The sequence below is a fragment of the Streptomyces sp. NPDC043685 genome, assembly GCF_056436585.1.
Window position 1 is genome coordinate 569,253 of sequence record NZ_JBWKCH010000005.1, and the last position, 19,526, is coordinate 588,778.

A 19,526-nucleotide genomic window follows, 5' to 3' on the forward strand; every position below is an offset into this window, starting at 1 on the left:
TCAGTGTTAGTTTGCGCAGGCGTCAGCGAAACACCACGGGTGGGGAGAGCACATGGACACCACACAGCGGACCGATCAGCAAAGGTCCGCCGACCGCCGTCGGCGTGAGCTGCTGGAAGCCGCCGACCGAGTGGTGCTGCGTGACGGCCCGCAGGCCTCCATGAACGCGATCGCGGCGGAAGCCGGCATCACCAAGCCGATCCTCTACCGGCACTTCGGCGACAAGGGCGGACTTTACGCGGCCCTTGCCAAACGGCACACGGACGCACTGCTGGATTCGCTGCGGGCGGCGCTGGACGCGCCGGCGGACCGGCGGGAACGGGTCGAGGCGACGCTGGGGACGTACCTCGCGGCGATCGAGGCGCGGCCCCAGGTGTACCGGTTCCTGATGCACCCGGCGGAGGGGAGCCAGCCGGGGGATCAGGGATTCGACGTCGGCAAGCACAGTGCGCCGTTGCTGCGGCGGATGGGCGAGGAACTGGCGCAGGTCATCGAGGAGCGGCTGGACCTCGGTCCGGGCGGGCAGCAGCTGGCGCGGGTGTGGGGGCACGGGATCGTCGGCATGATGCATGCGGCCGGGGACTGGTGGCTGGGAGAACGGCCGTGTTCCCGTGCCGAGTTGGTGCGCAGTCTGGCCGATCTGCTGTGGGGCAGGCTCGCCGCCGCCGGGGACCGGGTGGGTGGCCCGGGGTTCTGACGGTCATGTGCCGTGTGCGGACCGGCAGGGGCTGGTCGCGCGGTTCCCCTCGCCCCTGAGGGAATCACCGGTGCCAGGCGGCCTTGGCCACCTGGCGCATCAGCCTGCGGTGGCGCCAGCCTGTGAGGTGGTCCGCGTAGACGCGGCCCTCCACGTGGTCGCATTCGTGCTGCAGGCAGCGGGCGAAGAAGCCCGTGCCGTGGACGGTGACGGGTTCTCCCGTCACCGTGAAACCCTCCACCACCGCGTGGTCGTACCGCTCCGTGCCCGCTTCCAGGCCCGGCAGGGACAGGCAGCCCTCCGGGCCCCGGATCACCACGCCGTCCTTTTCGGTCAGCCGGGGGTTGATCACATGCCCCACGTGGCGGACGTCCTCGTCGTCCGGGCAGTCGTAGACGAAGACCCGCAGCGGCTCGCCGACCTGGTTGGCGGCCAGCCCGACGCCCCGGGCGGCGTACATGGTGGCGAACAAGTCCTCGACGAGCCGGGCCAGTTCGGGACCGAAGTCGGTGACCTCGGCACAGGGTGCGTGCAGGAGCGGGTCGCCGTGCAGGGTGAGGGGTCTCACGCGGCCGTGGGCGCCGGGGATGGAGCTGTGTCGCATGGCGGCAAGAGTAAGGTCCTGTCGGTCCGCGCCTTCCACACGAGTTCGCCACAGTGCCGCGGTTCGGGAGTGCGAATGGATCTCGATAGGCTGAGGTCCACACCACGTGGCCGTCAGGCTTCAAGGCGCGGCGCGTACGCAAGGAGGATCGAGAACTGATGGCAGGCAACTCGGACCCGCTCTCGCCGCGGGCCAAGCTGGCCGTGACCGCGGGCAAGGCGGTCGCGGCGGCATCGCGCGCCGCAGGGCGCGGCAGCGGATCGGTGATCGGCGGCCGGGTCGCGCTCAAACTCGACCCCGACCTCCTGGCCCGGCTCGCCCAGAACCTGGACGTGACCCTGGTCTCCGCGACGAACGGCAAGACCACCACCACCCGGCTCATCGCCGAGGCCCTGCGCGCGGCGGGACCGGTCGTGTCCAACGCGCTCGGCGCCAACATGCCGGCCGGCATCACCTCGGCCCTCGCCGGCAGCTCGGACGCCCGCTACGGCGTCATCGAGGTCGACGAGAAGTACCTCGCGGGCGTGGCCCGGGACACCGCCCCGAAGTGCATCGCCCTGCTCAACCTCTCGCGCGACCAGCTCGACCGTGCCGCCGAGACCCGCATGCTCGCCGAGAACTGGCGGGAGGGGCTCGCTGGCTCCAAGGCCGTGGTCGTGGCCAACTGCGACGATCCGCTGGTGGTGTGGGCGGCGTCGTCCTCCCCCAATGTGATCTGGGTCGCGGCCGGGCAGATGTGGAAGGACGACGCCTGGTCCTGCCCGTCCTGCGGCGGCGTGATGCAGCGCCCCGGCGACGACTGGTTCTGCGGCGAGTGCGGCTTCCGCCGTCCCACGCCGAGTTGGGCCCTCTCGGGCGACCACGTCCTCGACCCGCACGGCTCGGCCTGGCCGATCCACCTCCAGCTGCCCGGCCGCGCCAACAAGGCCAACGCCGCCTCCTCGGCCGCCGTGGCCGCCGTGTTCGGGGTGCCGCCGCAGGTCGCGCTGGAGCGCATGTACCAGGTGCAGGCGGTGGCCGGACGCTACGACGTCGTCCAGTTCCAGGGCCGCGACCTCAGGCTGCTGCTCGCGAAGAACCCGGCCGGCTGGCTGGAGACGTTCTCGCTCATCGACCCGCCGCCCACCCCGGTCATCCTCTCCGTGAACGCCCGCGGCGCCGACGGCACCGACACCTCCTGGCTGTGGGACGTCGACTACACGCGCCTGACCGGCCACCCGATCTGCGTGGTGGGCGACCGCCGGCTGGACCTGGCGGTGCGCCTGGAGGTCGCCGACCAGCACTTCCAGGTCTACGAGAACCTCGACCAGGCCGTGGCCGCGTGCCCGCCCGGCCGCATCGAGGTCATCGCCAACTACACGGCGTTCCAGGACCTGCGCCGCCGCGTCGGCAACTGAGCACGAGACGTCAGGGGACTTTTGTGAGCGACAACCAACTGCGCATCGTCTGGATCTATCCCGACCTGCTCAGCACCTACGGCGACCAAGGCAACGTGCTCGTCGTGGAGCGCCGCGCCCGGCAGCGCCGCCTGGACGTGGCCCGGCTGGACGTGCGCAGCGACCAGCCGATCCCGACCTCCGGCGACATCTACCTGATCGGCGGCGGTGAGGACCGGCCGCAGCGGCTCGCCGCCGAGCGGCTGCGCCGGGACGGCGGACTGACCCGGGCCGTGGAGAACGGCGCGATCGTCTTCTCCGTGTGCGCCGGCTACCAGATCCTCGGCCACGAGTTCATCAACGACCTCGGCCAGCGCGAGCCCGGCCTCGGGCTGCTGGACGTGGTGTCGACGCGCGGCGAGGGTGCCCGCTGTGTCGGTGACGTGCTGGGCGACGTCGACGCGCGGCTCGGCCTGCCCCCGCTGACCGGCTTCGAGAACCACCAGGGCGTCACCCACCTCGGCCCCACCGCCCGCCCGCTCGCCCGGGTGCGCTTCGGCAACGGCAACGGCACGGGCGACGGCACGGAGGGCGCGTACAACGACACCGTCTTCGGCACGTACATGCACGGGCCGGTGCTCGCCCGCAACCCGCTGATCGCGGACCTGCTGCTGAAGCTGGCCCTCGACGTCAACGCGCTGCCGCCGACCGACGACCGCTGGTACGAGGCCCTGCGCAACGAGCGCATCGCCGCTGCTCAGCAGCCTGCCTGAGCGCAGCGCCGCAGCGTGTGCGCGGCACGCGTCAACCTGCTGGTCAACAGCCCGTCTGACGGCACATCCGCACAGGTGAGCGAGGTCGTCCAGCAGGCGGACGCGTGCTTCGGTCCGGCCCCTCGGTGCCGCTAGGGTGGCGGGGATTCCAGCCGGACAAGGTGGTCCGGCCCCCGGCCCACGTGGAGAAGGTATTCGGGCTATGCGCATTGGTGTCCTCACGTCCGGCGGCGACTGCCCCGGCCTGAACGCCGTCATCCGGTCCGTCGTGCACCGCGCCGTCGTCGACCACGGCGACGAGGTCATCGGCTTCCGGGACGGCTGGAAGGGCCTCCTGGAGTGCGACTACCTCAAGCTCGACCTCGACGCGGTGGGCGGCATCCTCGCCCGCGGCGGCACGATCCTCGGGTCCTCCCGGGTCCAGCCCTCCCATCTGCGCGACGGTGTGGAGCGGGCCAGGGGCCATGTCGAGGAGCTCGGCCTCGACGCGATCATCCCGATCGGCGGCGAGGGCACGCTCAAGGCGGCGCGCCTGATGTCGGACAGCGGCCTGCCCGTCGTGGGCGTGCCGAAGACCATCGACAACGACATCGCGGTCACGGACGTGACCTTCGGCTTCGACACGGCCGTCGGGGTGGCGACCGAGGCGCTGGACCGTCTGAAGACCACGGCCGAGTCCCACCAGCGGGTCCTGGTGGTCGAGGTCATGGGCCGGCACACCGGCTGGATCGCGCTGCACTCCGGGATGGCGGCCGGTGCGCACGCCATCGTCGTGCCCGAGCGGCCCTTCGACATAGAGGAGCTGACCCGCCGGGTCGGTGAGCGCTTCGAGGCGGGCAAGCGGTTCGCGATCGTCGTCGCGGCCGAGGGGGCGAAGCCCAAGGCCGGGACCATGGAGTTCGACGAGGGCGGCAAGGACATCTACGGGCACGAGCGGTTCGCCGGGATCGCCCGGCAGCTGTCCGTGGAGCTGGAGGGGCGGCTCGGGAAGGAAGCCCGGCCGGTGATCCTCGGACATGTGCAGCGGGGCGGGACGCCGACCGCCTACGACCGGGTGCTGGCGACGCGCTTCGGGTGGCACGCGGTGGAGGCCGTGCACCGGGGTGAGTTCGGGCAGATGACGGCGCTGCGCGGGACCGAGATCGTGATGGTGCCGTTGGCTGAGGCCGTGGAGACGCTGAAGACCGTGCCGGACGAGCGGTATGCCGAAGCGGAGACCGTTCTCTGAGGTTGCTGCAGTCGTCCGGGTGCGGGAGGTGTGCGGCCGTTCGCCCAGTTCCCCGCGCCCCTGAAATCCGCCCCCGGTCATGTGTGTGGTCGGGGGCGGTTCTACTCTTGTGGGCGGACAGATGGCTGCACACCCCCACGAAACAGGAGCCGGCGGAATGGATCACAGCGGGCACGGCATGACCATGGATCTGCCGCCGTTCACGCTGGGACGAGGTCTGGAGTGGTCGGCGGACCCGTTCTTCCTCGTCGCCTGCCTCGCGGGGCTGGCCCTGTACGGGTGGGGTGTCGTGCGGCTCGCCCGGCGCGGGGACAAGTGGCCCGTGGGGCGGACGGTCGCCTACGTCCTGGGTGTGCTGAGCGTCATGCTCATGATGTGCACCCAGCTGAACGACTACGGCATGGTCATGTTCAGCGTGCACATGGTGCAGCACATGGTCATCAGCATGGTGTCGCCCATCCTCGTCCTGCTCGGGGCGCCGATCACGCTGGCGCTCCGGGCGCTGCCGATCGCCGGGCGGGACCGCAAGGGTCCCCGCGAGCTGCTGCTGATGTTCCTGCACAGCCGGTACATGCGGATCATCACGCACCCGGCGTTCACGATCCCGCTGTTCATCGCGAGCCTGTACGGGCTGTACTTCACCCCGATCTTCGACACCCTGATGGGGTCCAGGACGGGCCACATCGCGATGATGGTGCACTTCCTCGCCGTCGGCCTGGTGTTCTTCTGGCCGATCATGGGCGTGGACCCGGGGCCGCACCGCCCGGGCTATCTGATGCGGATGCTGGAGCTCTTCGCGGGCATGCCGTTCCACGCGTTCTTCGGGATCGCCCTGATGATGGCGTCCGAGCCGATGGTCGAGACGTTCAAGAACCCGCCCGGCTCGCTCGGCATCGAGGCGCTGTCGGACCAGAACGCGGCGGGCGGCATCGCCTGGGCGTTCAGCGAGATCCCCTCCGTGCTGGTGCTGGTCGCCCTGCTGTTCCAGTGGTACGCCTCCGACCAGCGCCAGGCCAGGCGTGAGGACCGGGCCGCCGACCGCGACGGGGACAAGGAACTCGAGGCGTACAACGCCTATCTGGCCTCGCTGAACACGCAGGGGCGCTGAACACCGCTCGGGTACGGGCCGTGCGCGCCGGGCGTCCGCCGGGCACCATGGAGGGACCGAACCATGAGGAGGGTGTTGCGATGCCCGGTTCCACGAACGGTTCCAACTCGACGAAGACCATGGGAGTGCTCACCGTGGGCGGGCTGGTCGCGGTGACGGCCTACACGGTGGCGCTCGGCAGCAACGGCTGGCTGTGGTTCGGCTGGGTCGTGCTGGGTCTGATCACCCTGGGACTGGTGGTCACCACACGCAGCACCTGACGGCTCACTCCCGGGGCAGCCGGCCCGCCGAGTGCACGCCCGGCTGGTACTTCGGGAGCCTCACGGTGATCTTCATGCCCGCGCCCGCGGCGGTCTCGATGACGAGGCCGTAGTCGTCGCCGTAGACCTGGCGCAGCCGGTCGTCGACGTTGGACAGGCCGATGCCGCCCGAGGGGCTGACCTCGCGGGCGAGGATGCGGCGCAGCAGGCCGGGGTCCATGCCGGCGCCGTCGTCCTCGATGACGACGAGCGCCTCGGCGCCCGTGTCCTGGGCGGTGATCTGGATGTGGCACTTGCCGGAGGGCACGGCCTTGCCCTCCAGGCCGTGCTTGACGGCGTTCTCGACGAGCGGCTGAAGGCACAGGAAGGGCAGAGTCACCGGCAGCACCTCCGGCGCTATCTGGAGGGTGACGGACAGGCGGTCGCCGAAGCGTGCCCGCACCAGGGCCAGGTAGTGGTCGATGGCGTGCAGTTCCTCGGCGAGCGTGGTGAAGTCGCCGTGCCTGCGGAACGAGTAGCGGGTGAAGTCGGCGAACTCCAGCAGCAGCTCGCGGGCGCGCTCGGGGTCGGTGCGGACGAACGAGGCGATCACCGCGAGCGAGTTGAAGATGAAGTGCGGGGAGATCTGCGCCCGCAGGACCTTGATCTCGGCCTCGATCAGCCGGGTGCGGGACTGGTCGAGATCGGCCAGTTCCAGCTGGACGGAGACCCAGCGGGCGACCTCGCCGGCGGCCCGGACGAGGACGGCCGACTCACGGGGCGCGCAGGCGACGAGGGCGCCGTGCACCCGGTCGTCGACGGTGAGCGGGGCGACGACCGCCCAGCGCACGGAGCAGTCGAGGCTGTCGCAGGTGAGCCGGAAGGCCTCGCCCCGGCCGGTCTCCAGGGAGCCGGCGAGGCGCTCCATGATCTCGGTGCGGTGGTGGGCGCCGTCGCCGTCCCAGACGAGCACCTGCTTGCGGTCGGTGAGGCAGAGGGCGTCCGTGCCGAGCAGCGAGCGCAGCTTGCGGGCCGACTTGCGGGCGGTCTCCTCGGTCAGGCCGGCCCGCAGCGGGGGTGCGGCGAGGGACGCGGTGTGCAGGGTCTCGAAGGTGGCGTGCTCGACGGGGGTGCCCAGGCCGGCGAGGCTCTTGGCGCGGGCGGTGCGGCGGCCGATCCAGACCCCCAGGGCCAGCACCGGGAGCACGGCGACGCACAGGCCCGCCAGGAATCCGCTCATGCCGTCACCTCCGTGCGCAGTTCCTCGGGCAGGTGGAAGCGGGCCAGGACGGCGGCGGTGCCGGGCGGGACCCGGCCCGGGGTGGCCAGGGAGACCAGGATCATGGTGAGGAAGCCCAGCGGCACCGACCACAGGGCGGGCCAGGCGAGCAGGGCGTGCGCGGCGGCGCCTTCGCCGGGGTAGCCCGCCATGGTGGCGGCCACGGCGAGCAGGGCCGAGCCGCCGCCGATCAGCATCCCGGCGGCGGCTCCGGGCGGGGTGAGCCGGCGCCACCAGATCCCGAGGACGAGCAGCGGGCAGAAGGAGGACGCCGAGACCGCGAAGGCGAGCCCGACGGCGTCGGCGACCGGCAGCCCGCCGACCAGGACGCTCGCCGCGAGGGGCACGGCCATGGCGAGGACCGTCCCGAGCCGGAAGTGCCGTACGCCCCGGGAGGGGAGGACGTCCTGGGTGAGGACGCCGGCGACCGCCATGGTCAGGCCCGAGGCCGTGGACAGGAACGCGGCGAAGGCGCCCCCGGCGACCAGGGCGCCCAGCAGGTCGCCCCCCACTCCCCCGATCATGCGGTCGGGCAGCAGCAGCACGGCGGCGTCCGGGTCGCCGGTGAGGGTGAGTTCGGGGGCGTAGAGGCGGCCGAGCGCGCCGTAGAGGGGCGGCAGGAGGTAGAAGGCGCCGATCAGGCCGAGGACCGCGACGGTGGTGCGGCGGGCGGCGACGCCGTGCGGGCTGGTGTAGAAGCGGACCACGACGTGCGGCAGGCCCATGGTGCCGAGGAACGTGGCGAGGATCAGCCCGTACGTGGCGTACAGCGGACGTTCCTCACGGCTCTCGGCCTGGGACGGGGACAGGTCGCCGCCGCCGCTGCGCTCGGCCCTGGGGACGGGGGCGCCCGCGGCGAAGGTGAGACGGGTGCCGCCTTCGATGCGGTGGGTGCCCGCGGGGAGATGGAGACGGGTGCCGGTGTGCGTCCGGCCGTCGACGGTGCCGGTCACGGTGACCGTCAGGGGCCGGTCCAGCTTCAAATCGATGCCGTCGTCCACGCGGACGGCGCGCTGCTCGCGGAAGGTGGCCGGTTCGTCGAAGGCGTGCCGGGGGGCGCCGTCGCCCTGCCAGGTGAGGACCAGGAAGAGGGCGGGGACGAGCAGGGCGGTGAGCTTCAGCCAGTACTGGAAGGCCTGCACGAAGGTGATGCTGCGCATGCCTCCGGCGGCGACGATGGCGGTGACGACGACGGCGACGATGACTCCGCCGAGCCAGTCGGGCGCCCCGCTCAGCACGGTCAGGGTCAGTCCGGCGCCCTGGAGCTGGGGCAGCAGGTACAGCCAGCCGACCCCGACGACGAAGGCGCCGGCCAGCCGCCGCACGGCCGGGGAGGCGAGGCGGGCCTCGGCGAAGTCGGGGAGGGTGTAGGCGCCGGAGCGGCGCAGCGGGGCGGCGACGAACAGCAGCAGGACCAGGTAGCCGGCGGTGTAGCCGACCGGGTACCAGAGCATGTCGGGGCCCTGGACCAGGACGAGGCCCGCTATGCCGAGGAAGGAGGCGGCGGAGAGGTACTCCCCGCTGATGGCGGCGGCGTTCAGGCGCGGCCCGACGGTGCGGGAGGCGACGTAGAAGTCGGAGGTGGTGCGGGAGATGCGCAGGCCGAAGGCGCCGACGAGGATCGTCGCGACGACGACCAGGGCGACGGCGGGGATGGCGTAGCCGGAGTTCATGGGTGCGGTTTCAGCGGTCTTCCACGAGGCGTACGAAGTCGCGCTCGTTGCGCTCGGCGCGGCGGACGTACCAGCGGGCGAGCAGGACCAGGGGGGCGTAGAGGCCGAAGCCGAGGACGGCCCACTCCAGGCGGCGGGCGTCGGGCATCGCCGCGAACAGCAGCGGGAGCGGGCCGACCAGCAGGCCGAGGACGGCGAACACGGTGAGGGCGGCGCGCAGTTGGGTGCGCATCAGGGAGCGGACGTAGGTGTGGCCGAGGGTGGTCTGCTCGTCGATCTCGGTGCGCGGGCGGTAGTAGCCGGAGGCCCGGCCGGTGCGGCGGGGCGGGCCGGTGACGACGACGCGGCGTTCGGTGTGGTCCTGGGGCACCGTCACGGCCTCCTCATGAGCAGGTCGCGCAGTTCGCGCGTGTGGCGCCGGCTGACCTGGAGTTCCTCGGAGCCGACGAGGACGCTGACGGTGCCCGCGTCGAGGCGGAGTTCGCCGATGTGGCGCAGGGCGACGAGGTGGCGGCGGTGGATGCGGACGAAGCCGCGGGTGCGCCAGCGCTCCTCCAGGGTGGACAGCGGGATGCGCACCAGGTGGCTGCCCTTGTCGGTGTGCAGGCGGGCGTAGTCGCCCTGGGCCTCGACGTGCGTGATGTCGTCGACCGCGACGAAGCGGGTCACGCCGCCGAGCTCGACGGGTATGTGGTCCGGGTCGGGTTCGTGCACGGGGATGCGCGGGGGGGCGCCGCGCAGTTCGGCGGCCCGGCGGACGGCCTCGGCCAGGCGCTCCTTGCGGACGGGCTTGAGGACGTAGTCGACGGCCTTGAGGTCGAAGGCCTGCACGGCGAAGTCCTCGTGGGCGGTGACGAACACGATGAGCGGCGGCCGGGCGAAGCCGGTGAGCAGCCGGGCGAGGTCGAGGCCGTCGAGGCCGGGCATCTGGATGTCGAGGAAGACGACGTCGACGGCCTCGGGCCCGTCCGGGCCGGACTCCAGGGCCCGGTTCATGCGGCGCAGCGCCTCGGTGGCGTCACCGGCGCCCTCGGCGCTGGCGATGCGGGGGTCGGCGTGCAGGAGGTAGAGCAGCTCCTCCAGGGAGGGGCGTTCGTCGTCGACAGCCAGGGCGCGCAGCATGAACGTGGAGTGTAGGGGCGATCCCCGCCGTGCGGACACGTGGATACAGTGCCCACATGAACAGCAGGTCGTCCACGCCGTCCGACGAACTCGACCGGAAGATCATCACCGCGCTGATGGCGAACGCGAGGACGTCGTTCGCGGAAATCGGCACGGCGATCGGGCTGTCGGCCACGGCGGTCAAGCGGCGGGTCGACCGGCTGCGCGAGACGGGTGTGATCACCGGGTTCTCCGCGACGGTGAAGCCGTCGGCGCTGGGCTGGCGCACGGAGGCCTATGTCGAGGTGTACTGCGAGGGCGCCGCCCCGCCGCGACGGCTGGCCGAGGTCGTGCGCGACTACCCGGAGATCACCGCCGGGATGACGGTGACCGGTGGCGCTGACGCGCTGCTGCATGTGCGGGCGCGGGACGTGGAGCACTTCGAGGAGGTGCTGGAGCGGATCCGGCAGGAGCCGTTCATCCGGAAGACGATCAGTGTGATGGTGCTGTCGCATCTGCTTCCGGAGAGTCCGGAGGCCGGGGCGAGCCATCCGGCTCCCGAGGGCGCGCCGGGCGGCGCAGCAGACGTGCGCTGAGCGGCCGCAAGACGCAGCGTTCCTGCGCGGACGCGCAATCTTTGTTCCTTGTCGGGCACCACCGCCAGTTCCTACCGTTGTGTCAACATACCGTCACACACCGTGAGGAAGCGGAGGGACCCCTCTGTGCCCGACTCCCGTGTGCCGCGTCGGCGGCGCTACCTCGTCTGCGAACCCAGACACTTCGCCGTGCAGTACGCGATCAACCCGTGGATGCGTCCCGGTGAACCCGTCGACGTGATCCGCGCCCTGGACCAGTGGCAGGCGCTGGTCGACGCCTATCGTGCCCACGGCCATACCGTGGACAGTGTGAAACCCGTCCCCGGTCTGCCCGACATGGTCTTCGCCGCGAACGCGGCGGTCGTGGTCGACGGCCGCGTGTTCGGCTCCCTCTTCCACGCGCCCGAGCGCCGTCCCGAGTCCGTGCCGTACGAGGCGTGGTTCAAGACGGAGGGCTACGAGGTGTACCACCCCGAGTCGGTGTGCGAGGGCGAGGGCGATCTCGTGCCGGCCGGGCGCTGGATCCTGGCCGGGACGGGCTTTCGTACGACCCGGGCGGCCCACAGCGAGGCGCAGGAGTACTTCGGGACGCCGGTGATCGGCCTGACGCTGGTGGATCCGTACTTCTACCACCTGGACACGGCGCTGTTCGTCCTCGACGACGGGCACGACGGGAACATCGCCTACTACCCCGAGGCGTTCTCGCCGGGCAGCCGCGAGGTGCTGGCCCGGCTGTACCCGGACGCGGTGCTCGCCACCCGTGAGGATGCGATGGCGTTCGGGCTCAACTCCGTCTGCGACGGGCGTCATGTCTTCATCTCGCCGGGGGCGACGGGACTGGCCGGGCAACTGGCCGGCCGTGGGTACGTCCCCGTCCCCGTCGACCTGTCCGAGTTCCACAAGGCCGGTGGCGGCATCAAGTGCTGCACCCAGGAGATCCGGGAGATCCGCTCATGACCGCACCCGTCCGCACCGACGACTCGCAGGGCGCCCGTGAGGGGCGGGCGAGCCGTGGCTCGCAGGAGCTGATCCGCGCGGAGGAGCCGGTCCTCGCGCACAACTACCACCCGCTGCCGGTGGTCGTGGCCCGGGCCGAGGGCACCTGGGTGGAGGACGTGGAGGGACGGCGCTACCTGGACATGCTGGCCGGTTATTCGGCCCTCAACTTCGGCCACCGGCATCCCGCGCTGATCGAGGCGGCCCATCGTCAGCTGGACCGGCTGACCCTGACCTCGCGCGCGTTCCACAACGACCGGCTCGCCGGGTTCGCGGAGCGGCTGGCCGCGCTGACCGGCATGGACATGGTGCTGCCCATGAACACCGGCGCGGAGGCCGTGGAGAGCGGGGTGAAGGTGGCCCGCAAGTGGGCCTACGACGTCAAGGGCGTACCGGACGGCCGGGCGACGATCGTGGTCGCGGCGGACAACTTCCACGGCCGTACGACGACGATCGTCAGTTTCTCCACGGACGAGACGGCCCGGGCGGGCTTCGGGCCCTTCACCCCGGGATTCCGGGTGGTGCCCTACAACGACCTGGCCGCGCTGGAGGCGGCGGTCGACGAGACGACGGCGGCGGTGCTGATCGAGCCGATCCAGGGCGAGGCGGGGGTGATCATCCCCGACGACGGCTATCTGGCCGGTGTGCGGGAGCTGACCCGCCGCGAGGGCTGTCTGTTCATCGCCGACGAGATCCAGTCCGGGCTCGGCCGCACGGGCCGCACCCTGGCGGTGGAGCACGAGCCGGTGGTGCCGGACGTGCTGCTGCTGGGCAAGGCGCTGGGCGGGGGGATCGTGCCGGTGTCGGCGGTGGTCGGGCGGCGGGAGGTGCTCGGGGTGCTGCATCCCGGGGAGCACGGCTCGACGTTCGGCGGCAATCCGCTGGCGGCCGCGGTCGGCACGGCGGTGGTGGAGCTGCTGGAGACGGGCGAGTTCCAGCGCCGGGCGGCCGAGCTGGGCGTGATCCTGCGCGACGGTCTGACCAGCCTGGTCGGCAAGGGCGTCGTCGGCTTCCGCTCACGCGGCCTGTGGGCGGGCGTGGACGTCGACCCGGCGCTCGGCACGGGCCGTGAGATCAGCGAGCGGCTCATGCGGGAGGGCGTGCTGGCGAAGGACACCCACGGCTCGACGATCCGCCTGGCCCCGCCGCTGACCATCACGGGCGAAGAGCTGCGGGAGGCGCTCGCGGCGCTGGAGAAGACGCTGGGGTAGGCACCCCCGCCGGCCCACCGGGGTGACGATCGGTGCCCCTCGGCACCCAGGTGGGCCCGGCCGGGCGGAACCGGCACCGACGACGCCGGTTTCCGCGGCCAGAGCCGCGGGCGGAGTGCCGGTCGCCACCACGCGCGGCCCCGCCCGAGCCGCCTCCCGGCGCCGGAAGGGTGAAGATTGGGGCAAGAGGTGGTAGACCACTCTCAGCGACAGAGAGGTCGGCCGTGGGCGCAGACGAGGAGTACGGCGTTGCCCGGCAGCGGTTCGATGTGGCCGACGCGGCGCCCCTGTTGCTCGATCCACAGGGCGTGGTGACGGGCTGGACCAGCGCTGCCCGGCGGCTGCTGGCGTACCCGGCCGCCGAGGCGGTCGGCAGGAAGCTGGCCGACCTGCTGGTCGCCGAGGACGCGCAGCGGGTGCCGGACCTGGTCGAGCGGTGCCGCAGGAACGGCGGCTGGACGGGGCTGCTGACGGCCCGCCGCCGGGACGGCCGGCCGGTGAGGGTCGTGGCCCGGATCGCCTCGGCCGAGGAGGCGCACGGTGGGTCGCGCTGGCTGATGCTGCTGTCGGAGCTGGCCGACGCGCCCGGCTGGAACATGAGCCGCACGGTCCTGGAACAGATGGCGGCGGCCGCCCCGGTCGGCATCGCGATCGTGGACACGGACCTGCGCTTCGTGTGGTCGAACGCCGCCCTGGAACAGTTCGGCGGCGGTCCGGCGGCGCGACGGCTCGGGCTGCGCTTCGCGGACGTCCAGCCGGGCATGGACGCCCAGGCGGTCGAGGCGCAGATGCGGCACGTGCTGGAGACCGGCGAACCGGTGGTCGGCTACGAGCACGTGGGCCATGTGCGCTCGGCCCCGCTGCGCGAGACGGCCCACATGCTGTCGTTCACCCGGCTGGAGGACGACCGGGGCCATCCGATCGGCGTGTACTACACGGTCGTGGACATGACCGAGCGGCACCGCGCGCGGCAACGGCTGGCGCTGCTGGACCGGGCCGGTCAGAGCATCGGCCGCAGTCTGGACCTCACCCGCACGGCGCAGGAGCTGGCGGACGTGGCCGCGCCGGGCCTGGCCGACTTCGTCACGGTGGACCTGCTGGAGTCGGTGCTGCGGGGCGCCGAACCGGCTCCCGGGCCGCTGGAGGACTCCGAGGAGCCGGTGGAACTGCGCCGGGCCGGTTACCGGTCCGCGCAGGACGACCTGACGGAAGCCGTCATCGCGATCGGTGAGGCGGTCGCCTTCCGCCCCGGGACGCCCCCCTTCCGCTGTCTGGCCACCGGGCGGTCCTGGCGCCGGGAGAGGCTCGACCCGCTGACCCGGGACTGGACGACGGACACCCCGAGCGGCCGCCGGGCCACGTTCCGGGAGCTGGGCCTGCACAGCGTGATGGCCGTGCCGATCCGCTCGCGCGGCACCACGCTGGGCATCACGACCTTCTACCGCCGCGACGGCCGGGAGCCGTTCGACGAGGAGGACCTGCGGCTGGCCGAGGACGTCGTCGCCCGCGCGGCCGTCTGCGTGGACAACGCCCGCCGCTACACCCGGGAACGGGACGCCGCGCTCGTCCTCCAGCGCAGTCTGCTCCCCCACCGGCTGCCCGAGCAGGACGCCGTCGAGGTCGCCGCGTGCTACCGGCCGGCCGACGAGCTGACCGGCCTGGGCGGCGACTGGTACGACCTCATCCCGCTGTCCGGGGCGCGGGTCGCGCTGGTCGTGGGCGAGGCGCCCGGGCACGGCATCGACGCCGCGGCGGCCATGGGGCAGCTGCGGACGGCCGTGCGGACGCTGGCGGCTCTGGATCTGCCGCCCGAGGAGGTGCTGGCGCATCTGGACGACCTCGTGGCGCGCTCGGCACGGGAGGAGGGGGCCGAGCCCGGCACCGTGGGGTCCGCGGGCACGCAGGGGGTGGGCTCCGGGTGCCTGTACGTCGTCTACGACCCGGTCGACGGTGGCTGTGCGATGGCCGCGGCGGGGCATCCCGCCCCGGCGGTGGTGCTGCCCGACCGTTCGGTCGTCTTCGTCGATCTGCCGCAGGGCCCGCCGCTCGGCGTGGGCGGCCCGCCCTTCGAGGCGGTCGAACTGACCCTGGCGGAGGGCAGCACGCTCGCGCTGCACACCGACGGACTGCTGGCCCGCGGTGAGACCTGGGCCGTCGACGCGAGCCGGGAGCGGCTGCGTCGCGCGCTGGAGCGGACCGGTCCGCTCGACTCCTCCTGCCGGGCCGTGGTCGACGCGCTGGTCCCGGCCCGCCCGTACGACGACGTGGCCCTGCTGCTGGCCCGGACGAAACGTCTCGGCACCGAGCAGGTCGCGGCCTGGGACCTGCCCTCGGATCCGGCGGTGGTCGCCGACGCCCGGCGCACCGCCACCCGGCAGCTGGCCCACTGGGGCCTGGAGGAGCTGGCCTTCACCACGGAGCTGGTGGTGAGCGAGCTGGTCACCAACGCCATCCGGTACGCCACCGGGTCCATCCGGCTCCGGCTGATCCGGGAGCGCGCCCTGGTCTGCGAGGTCCTCGACGGCGGCGCCACCGCACCCCACCTGCGCCATCCCCGTACGACGGACGAGGGCGGACGCGGGCTGCTGCTGGTCTCCCAGCTCACGCAGCGCTGGGGCACGCGGTTCGTCCCCGAGGGGAAGATCATCTGGGCCGAGCAGTCGCTGACCGGCCTCTCGGAATGAGGCCGGTTCAGGTTCGCCCGTACCGTGCGAAACTGGTGTGATCCCGGCGGCGGTGAGGCGGCAGCCATGGCGGATTCGGCGATCGACTACAGGGCGGTCTTCCAGGCCCTGCCCGGCATGGTGGCCCTCCTGACACCCGAGCTGGTCTACTCCGACGTGAACGAGGAGTTCGTCCGCGTCTCGGGCCGCACGCGCGAGCAGCTGGTCGGCAAGTACATCTTCGACGTGTTCCCGGACAACCCGCACGACCCGGCCGCCTCGGGCATGCGCAATCTGGAGGCCTCGCTGTACCGCGTCCTGGCCACCGGGGAGCGCGACACCATGGCCCTGCAGCGCTACGACGTCGAGGACCCCGAGCGGCCCGGCGAATGGCACAAGCGCTACTGGAGCCCGGTGAACGCCCCGCTGCTCGGCCCGGACGGCAAGGTCGTGCTGATCGTGCACCGCGTGGAGGAGGTCACGGAGCTGATCAGGGCCCGGGGCGGCTCCGAGGGGAGCCGGGGCGGCCGGGCCCGGGTGCTGGAGGCGGAGCTGTACACCCGCGCCCGTGAGCTTCAGGAGCTCAACGAGCGGCTGCGCCAGGCGCACTCCCGGGAGCGGGAGGTGGCGCTGGCGTTGCAGGAGGCGATGCTGCCCGCGCCCCGGCAGGTCGGCCACCACCGGGCCGCCGTGCGGTACCGGCCCGCCGTGGGCGCGCTCAATGTGTGCGGGGACTGGTACGACCTGGTCGATCTGGTGGGCGGCGACCGCATCGGCGTGTCGGTGGGCGACGTCGTCGGGCACGGGCTGGAGGCCGCCGGCGTGATGGGGCAGCTGCGCAGCGCGCTCAGCGCGGCCTCCCGGGTCGCCGCGGGGCCGGCCCAGGCGCTGGACGTGCTGGGGCGGTACGCCCACGTGATAGACGGGGCCGAGTCGGCGACGGCGGTGACGACCTTCATCGACTGCGACCGTCACGTCATCACCTACAGCAGCGCCGGCCATCTCCCGCCCGTGCTGGTGCACGCCGACGGCCGCACGGAGTTCCTCGACCAGGCCACGGACACACCGCTCGACGCCCGCCCGGACCCGATCCCCAGGCCCCAGGCCGCGACCACGTTCTCGCCCGGGGCCACGCTCGTGCTCTACACCGACGGCCTGATCGAACGGCGGCGCGAGGACATCGACACGGGTCTGGAGCGGCTCGCCGCCGCCCTGCGTGACCATCGGGACCAGGACCCCGAGGATCTGGCCGACACCGTTCTGGCGCAGTTGCTGCCGCCCGGCGGCGCCACCGACGACACGGCGCTGATCATCGTGCGTCTGTGAATGCGGCGAGCCGCACCGCGTGTCCGTGATCTACAGACGGGTCTTGCCGTGGTCGAGCAGCCGGACCCGGTCGACGTTCTGCCGGTCCTCGGTCTCCGTGCTGGGCTCGCCGGCGAACCACGCGTCCAGGATCTCCGTCAGCAGCGGCTCCGACGTCAGCCGCAGGCTGAGCGCGAGCACGTTGGCGTCGTTCCAGCGGCGCGCCCCGTCGGCCGTATAGGCGTCCGTACACAGGGCGGCGCGCACGCCGGGCACCTTGTTCGCGGCGATCGAGGCGCCCGTGCCGGTCCAGCAGCACACCACCGCCTGGTCGGCCGTACCGTCGGCGACCTCGCGGGCCGCCGCCTCGGAGCACACCGCCCACTGCGGGTCGTCCCCCGGGCGCAGTGCGCCGTGCGGGCGCACCTCGTGCCCCCGCTCGCGCAGGGCGGCCACGAGGGACCGGGCCACGGGTTCGTCCATGTCCGAGGAAACAGAGATCCGCATGTCCGGCAGATTACCCGCCCCCGCGGCACCCGCCACCGGCCCACGATCGCCGCCGGCCGTCAAGGACCACCGGCCCGCCACGCACCCTCACCATCGCGCCGGACCACCCGTTCGGCCTGGCGGTCACCCGGGCGGCGCAGCACACTGGTCCCGCGGTTCTCCCCGGCCGCATGAGCACCATCGGACACCCACCGCCTGACTGACCATCAGTCAAATGGCGGAGGATCTGTGCGGTCCGCCCGCACGAGGTGCCCGGTGGCCGCCCCTGCACCTACACTGGCACCCCACGACATGCCGGTTGACCTGCACGAACGCGGCGGTTGAGTACACCGCGAGAGTCGAGGAGCGCCCGCTTTGTTCTACTACCTGCTGAAATACGTCCTGCTGGGTCCGCTGCTGCGACTGGTCTTCCGGCCCCGCATAGAGGGCCTGGAGCACGTTCCCGCGGAGGGCGCCGCCATCATCGCCGGCAACCACCTGTCGTTCTCGGACCACTTCCTGATGCCGGCGATCCTCAAGCGCCGCATCACCTTCCTTGCGAAGGCCGAGTACTTCACGGGCCCGGGCGTCAAAGGCCGCCTGACCGCCTTCTTCTTCCGCAGCGCGGGCCAGATCCCGGTCGACCGCTCCGGCAAGGACGCGGGCCAGGCCGCGATCCGCGAGGGCCTCGGCGTGCTGAGCAAGGACGAGTTGCTCGGCATCTACCCCGAGGGGACCCGCTCCCACGACGGCCGCCTCTACAAGGGCAAGGTCGGGGTCGCGGTGATGGCCCTGAAGGCCGGCGTCCCGGTGATCCCCTGCGCGATGATCGGCACCTTCGAGGCACAGCCCCCCGGCAAGGTCATCCCGAACCTCCACCCCGTCGTGATCCGCTTCGGCGAGCCCCTCGACTTCTCCCGCTACGAGGGCATGGAGAACGAGAAGGCGATCCTGCGCGCCATCACCGACGAGATCATGTACGCGATCCTCTCCCTGTCCGAGCAGGAGTACGTCGACCGCTACGCGGCCGTGGTGAAGGCCGAGGAGGCCGCCAAGAAGGAGCGCAAGTTCCGGCGGATGCCGCTCGGTTGAGCTCTGCTGTCGGCAGAGGCCCGTTCCCCCTGCGCTCCGGGCGATCTACGGTCGCGGCATGAGACGAGCTGTGGTGATCGGGGCGGCCGGGCAGATCGGGAAACCCGCGGTGGAGGCCCTGGCGAGGGACGGCTGGGAGGTGACGGCTCTCTCGCGCGGCGGCGGCCGGCACCCGAACTGGCCCGCTGAGGTGCGCACGCGGCGGCTGGACCGCGAGGACGACGCGGCGCTGGGCGCGCTGATCGGCGACGGCTGCGACCTCGTGGTCGACCTCGTCGCCTACGGGGCCCGCCACGCACGGCAGTTGACCGGCCTGGCCGACCGGATCGGCTCGGCCGTGGTGGTGTCGAGCGTGTCGGTGTACGAGGACGGCCAAGGCCGCGGCTTCGACACCATGACCGCTCCGGACGGTCTGCCGCGCTACCCCGTGCCGATCAGGGAGGACCAGGTCACCGTCGCGCCCGGTCAGGCCACGTACAGCACGCGCAAGGTGGCCCTGGAACACGAACTCCTGGCGGCGGGCGACCGGTTGCCGACCACCGTGCTGCGTCCCGGGGCGATCCACGGACCGGGCAGCCCCCTCCCCCGGGAGCTGTACTTCGTCAAGCGGAACCTCGACGGCCGGCGCAGGCGGGTGCTCGCCTTCCGGGGCGAGAGCGTCTTCCACACCTCGGCCGCGCGCAACATCGCCGAACTCGTCCGGCTGGCGGCGGCACGACCGGGCTCCCGGGTGCTCAACGCCTGCGATCCGCTGCCACCGACCGTGTCGGAGATCGGCTCCGCCGTGGACGCGGTCATGGGGGTGGAGACGGAGACCGTCCTGCTGGACGGGCCGGCGCAGGGGTCCGTGGGCAGCTCCCCCTGGTCGGTGGAACTGCCGGTGGTGTGCGACATGTCCGCCGCTGAGCGGGAGCTGGGGTACCGGCCGGTGGTGTCCTGTCCGGAAGCCCTCCCGGAGACGGTCGATTGGCTCGTGAGCCGGCTGTCCGAGGAGGACTGGCGGGCGGCGTTCCCCACCCTCGCCCGCGCCTACCCGGACCTCTTCGACTACGCGGCGGAGGACGCCTGGTTCGGGGCCCGGCCGGCATGAGGAAGGGGC

Annotated in this window: 19 protein-coding genes; 13 read left to right on the forward strand and 6 right to left on the reverse strand. The window is 72.4% G+C overall.

Translation table 11 applies throughout. The features are described 5' to 3' along the window. Positions 1-52 precede the first annotated feature (52 nt). Positions 53-697, forward strand: a complete 645-nt coding sequence (locus tag AC0665_RS19465) for a TetR/AcrR family transcriptional regulator (protein ID WP_468405159.1) — start codon at positions 53-55, stop codon at positions 695-697. A 64-nt stretch (positions 698-761) separates the two neighbouring features. Here AC0665_RS19465 and def read toward each other — a convergent pair whose 3' ends face one another. After that, complete coding sequence (gene def / locus AC0665_RS19470; RefSeq protein WP_478705440.1) at positions 762-1,301, reverse strand: peptide deformylase; 540 nt, start codon at positions 1,299-1,301, stop codon at positions 762-764. A gap of 158 nt (positions 1,302-1,459) precedes the next feature. Here def and AC0665_RS19475 point away from each other — a divergent pair, with 158 nt between their 5' ends. From AC0665_RS19475 to AC0665_RS19495, 5 genes are all read left to right on the forward strand, one after another. Next, positions 1,460-2,698, forward strand: coding sequence for a MurT ligase domain-containing protein (locus tag AC0665_RS19475; protein ID WP_363120540.1), 1,239 nt, complete (start codon positions 1,460-1,462; stop codon positions 2,696-2,698). A gap of 23 nt (positions 2,699-2,721) precedes the next feature. Then, positions 2,722-3,450, forward strand: coding sequence for a type 1 glutamine amidotransferase (locus AC0665_RS19480; RefSeq protein ID WP_468405154.1), 729 nt, complete (start codon positions 2,722-2,724; stop codon positions 3,448-3,450). A gap of 202 nt (positions 3,451-3,652) precedes the next feature. Then, positions 3,653-4,678, forward strand: coding sequence for a 6-phosphofructokinase (locus AC0665_RS19485; protein ID WP_468405152.1), 1,026 nt, complete (start codon positions 3,653-3,655; stop codon positions 4,676-4,678). 157 nt (positions 4,679-4,835) lie between these two features. Further along, the gene (locus tag AC0665_RS19490; protein WP_478705441.1) at positions 4,836-5,786 is read left to right on the forward strand and encodes a cytochrome c oxidase assembly protein; all 951 of its coding nucleotides are present in this window, start codon (positions 4,836-4,838) and stop codon (positions 5,784-5,786) included. Positions 5,787-5,866: 80 nt separating this feature from the next. Next, positions 5,867-6,046 (forward strand): hypothetical protein, encoded by a 180-nt coding sequence (locus tag AC0665_RS19495; protein WP_363120536.1) that lies wholly within the window; start codon positions 5,867-5,869, stop codon positions 6,044-6,046. A 4-nt stretch (positions 6,047-6,050) separates the two neighbouring features. Here AC0665_RS19495 and AC0665_RS19500 read toward each other — a convergent pair whose 3' ends face one another. From AC0665_RS19500 to AC0665_RS19515, 4 genes are read right to left on the reverse strand one after another with little or no spacing between them, the layout of a single operon-like run. Continuing rightward, complete coding sequence (locus AC0665_RS19500) at positions 6,051-7,265, reverse strand: sensor histidine kinase (RefSeq protein WP_478608146.1); 1,215 nt, start codon at positions 7,263-7,265, stop codon at positions 6,051-6,053. Then, the gene (locus AC0665_RS19505; RefSeq protein ID WP_478705442.1) at positions 7,262-8,977 is read right to left on the reverse strand and encodes a sodium/solute symporter; all 1,716 of its coding nucleotides are present in this window, start codon (positions 8,975-8,977) and stop codon (positions 7,262-7,264) included. Before AC0665_RS19505 ends, AC0665_RS19500 begins: the two co-directional genes overlap by 4 nt. Positions 8,978-8,987: 10 nt before the next feature. Next, a complete protein-coding gene (locus AC0665_RS19510) occupies positions 8,988-9,347 on the reverse strand; it encodes a hypothetical protein (protein WP_468406340.1) in 360 nt (119 codons plus the stop codon). A 2-nt stretch (positions 9,348-9,349) separates the two neighbouring features. Next, a complete protein-coding gene (locus AC0665_RS19515) occupies positions 9,350-10,099 on the reverse strand; it encodes a LytR/AlgR family response regulator transcription factor (RefSeq protein ID WP_478705443.1) in 750 nt (249 codons plus the stop codon). Positions 10,100-10,155: 56 nt separating this feature from the next. On the opposite strand from AC0665_RS19515, the gene AC0665_RS19520 reads away from it, so the two are divergent. The 5 genes from AC0665_RS19520 to AC0665_RS19540 all read left to right on the forward strand — a co-directional run bounded on the left by AC0665_RS19520 (position 10,156) and on the right by AC0665_RS19540 (position 16,870). Beyond that, complete coding sequence (locus AC0665_RS19520) at positions 10,156-10,674, forward strand: Lrp/AsnC family transcriptional regulator (RefSeq protein WP_468405142.1); 519 nt, start codon at positions 10,156-10,158, stop codon at positions 10,672-10,674. Positions 10,675-10,800: 126 nt separating this feature from the next. After that, a complete protein-coding gene (gene ddaH, locus AC0665_RS19525) occupies positions 10,801-11,631 on the forward strand; it encodes a dimethylargininase (RefSeq protein WP_478705444.1) in 831 nt (276 codons plus the stop codon). Continuing rightward, entirely contained in the window at positions 11,628-12,881 is a 1,254-nt protein-coding gene (gene rocD, locus AC0665_RS19530) for an ornithine--oxo-acid transaminase (protein ID WP_478705445.1), read from the forward strand. Before ddaH ends, rocD begins: the two co-directional genes overlap by 4 nt. Before the next feature lie 224 nt (positions 12,882-13,105). Next, positions 13,106-15,565, forward strand: coding sequence for a SpoIIE family protein phosphatase (locus AC0665_RS19535; RefSeq protein ID WP_478608137.1), 2,460 nt, complete (start codon positions 13,106-13,108; stop codon positions 15,563-15,565). A gap of 66 nt (positions 15,566-15,631) precedes the next feature. Then, positions 15,632-16,870: a PP2C family protein-serine/threonine phosphatase gene (locus AC0665_RS19540; RefSeq protein ID WP_478705446.1), complete on the forward strand. Its 1,239-nt coding sequence runs from the start codon at positions 15,632-15,634 to the stop codon at positions 16,868-16,870. A 30-nt stretch (positions 16,871-16,900) separates the two neighbouring features. Here the strand turns inward: AC0665_RS19540 and AC0665_RS19545 are convergent, their stop codons facing one another. Continuing rightward, entirely contained in the window at positions 16,901-17,356 is a 456-nt protein-coding gene (locus AC0665_RS19545; protein WP_478705447.1) for an RpiB/LacA/LacB family sugar-phosphate isomerase, read from the reverse strand. A gap of 354 nt (positions 17,357-17,710) precedes the next feature. Between AC0665_RS19545 and AC0665_RS19550 the strand changes: the two genes are divergently transcribed. Together AC0665_RS19550 and AC0665_RS19555 are read left to right on the forward strand one after the other, a co-directional pair. Further along, a complete protein-coding gene (locus AC0665_RS19550) occupies positions 17,711-18,427 on the forward strand; it encodes a lysophospholipid acyltransferase family protein (RefSeq protein WP_468405131.1) in 717 nt (238 codons plus the stop codon). 58 nt (positions 18,428-18,485) lie between these two features. Beyond that, positions 18,486-19,517 (forward strand): NAD-dependent epimerase/dehydratase family protein, encoded by a 1,032-nt coding sequence (locus AC0665_RS19555; protein ID WP_478705448.1) that lies wholly within the window; start codon positions 18,486-18,488, stop codon positions 19,515-19,517. Positions 19,518-19,526 lie beyond the last annotated feature (9 nt).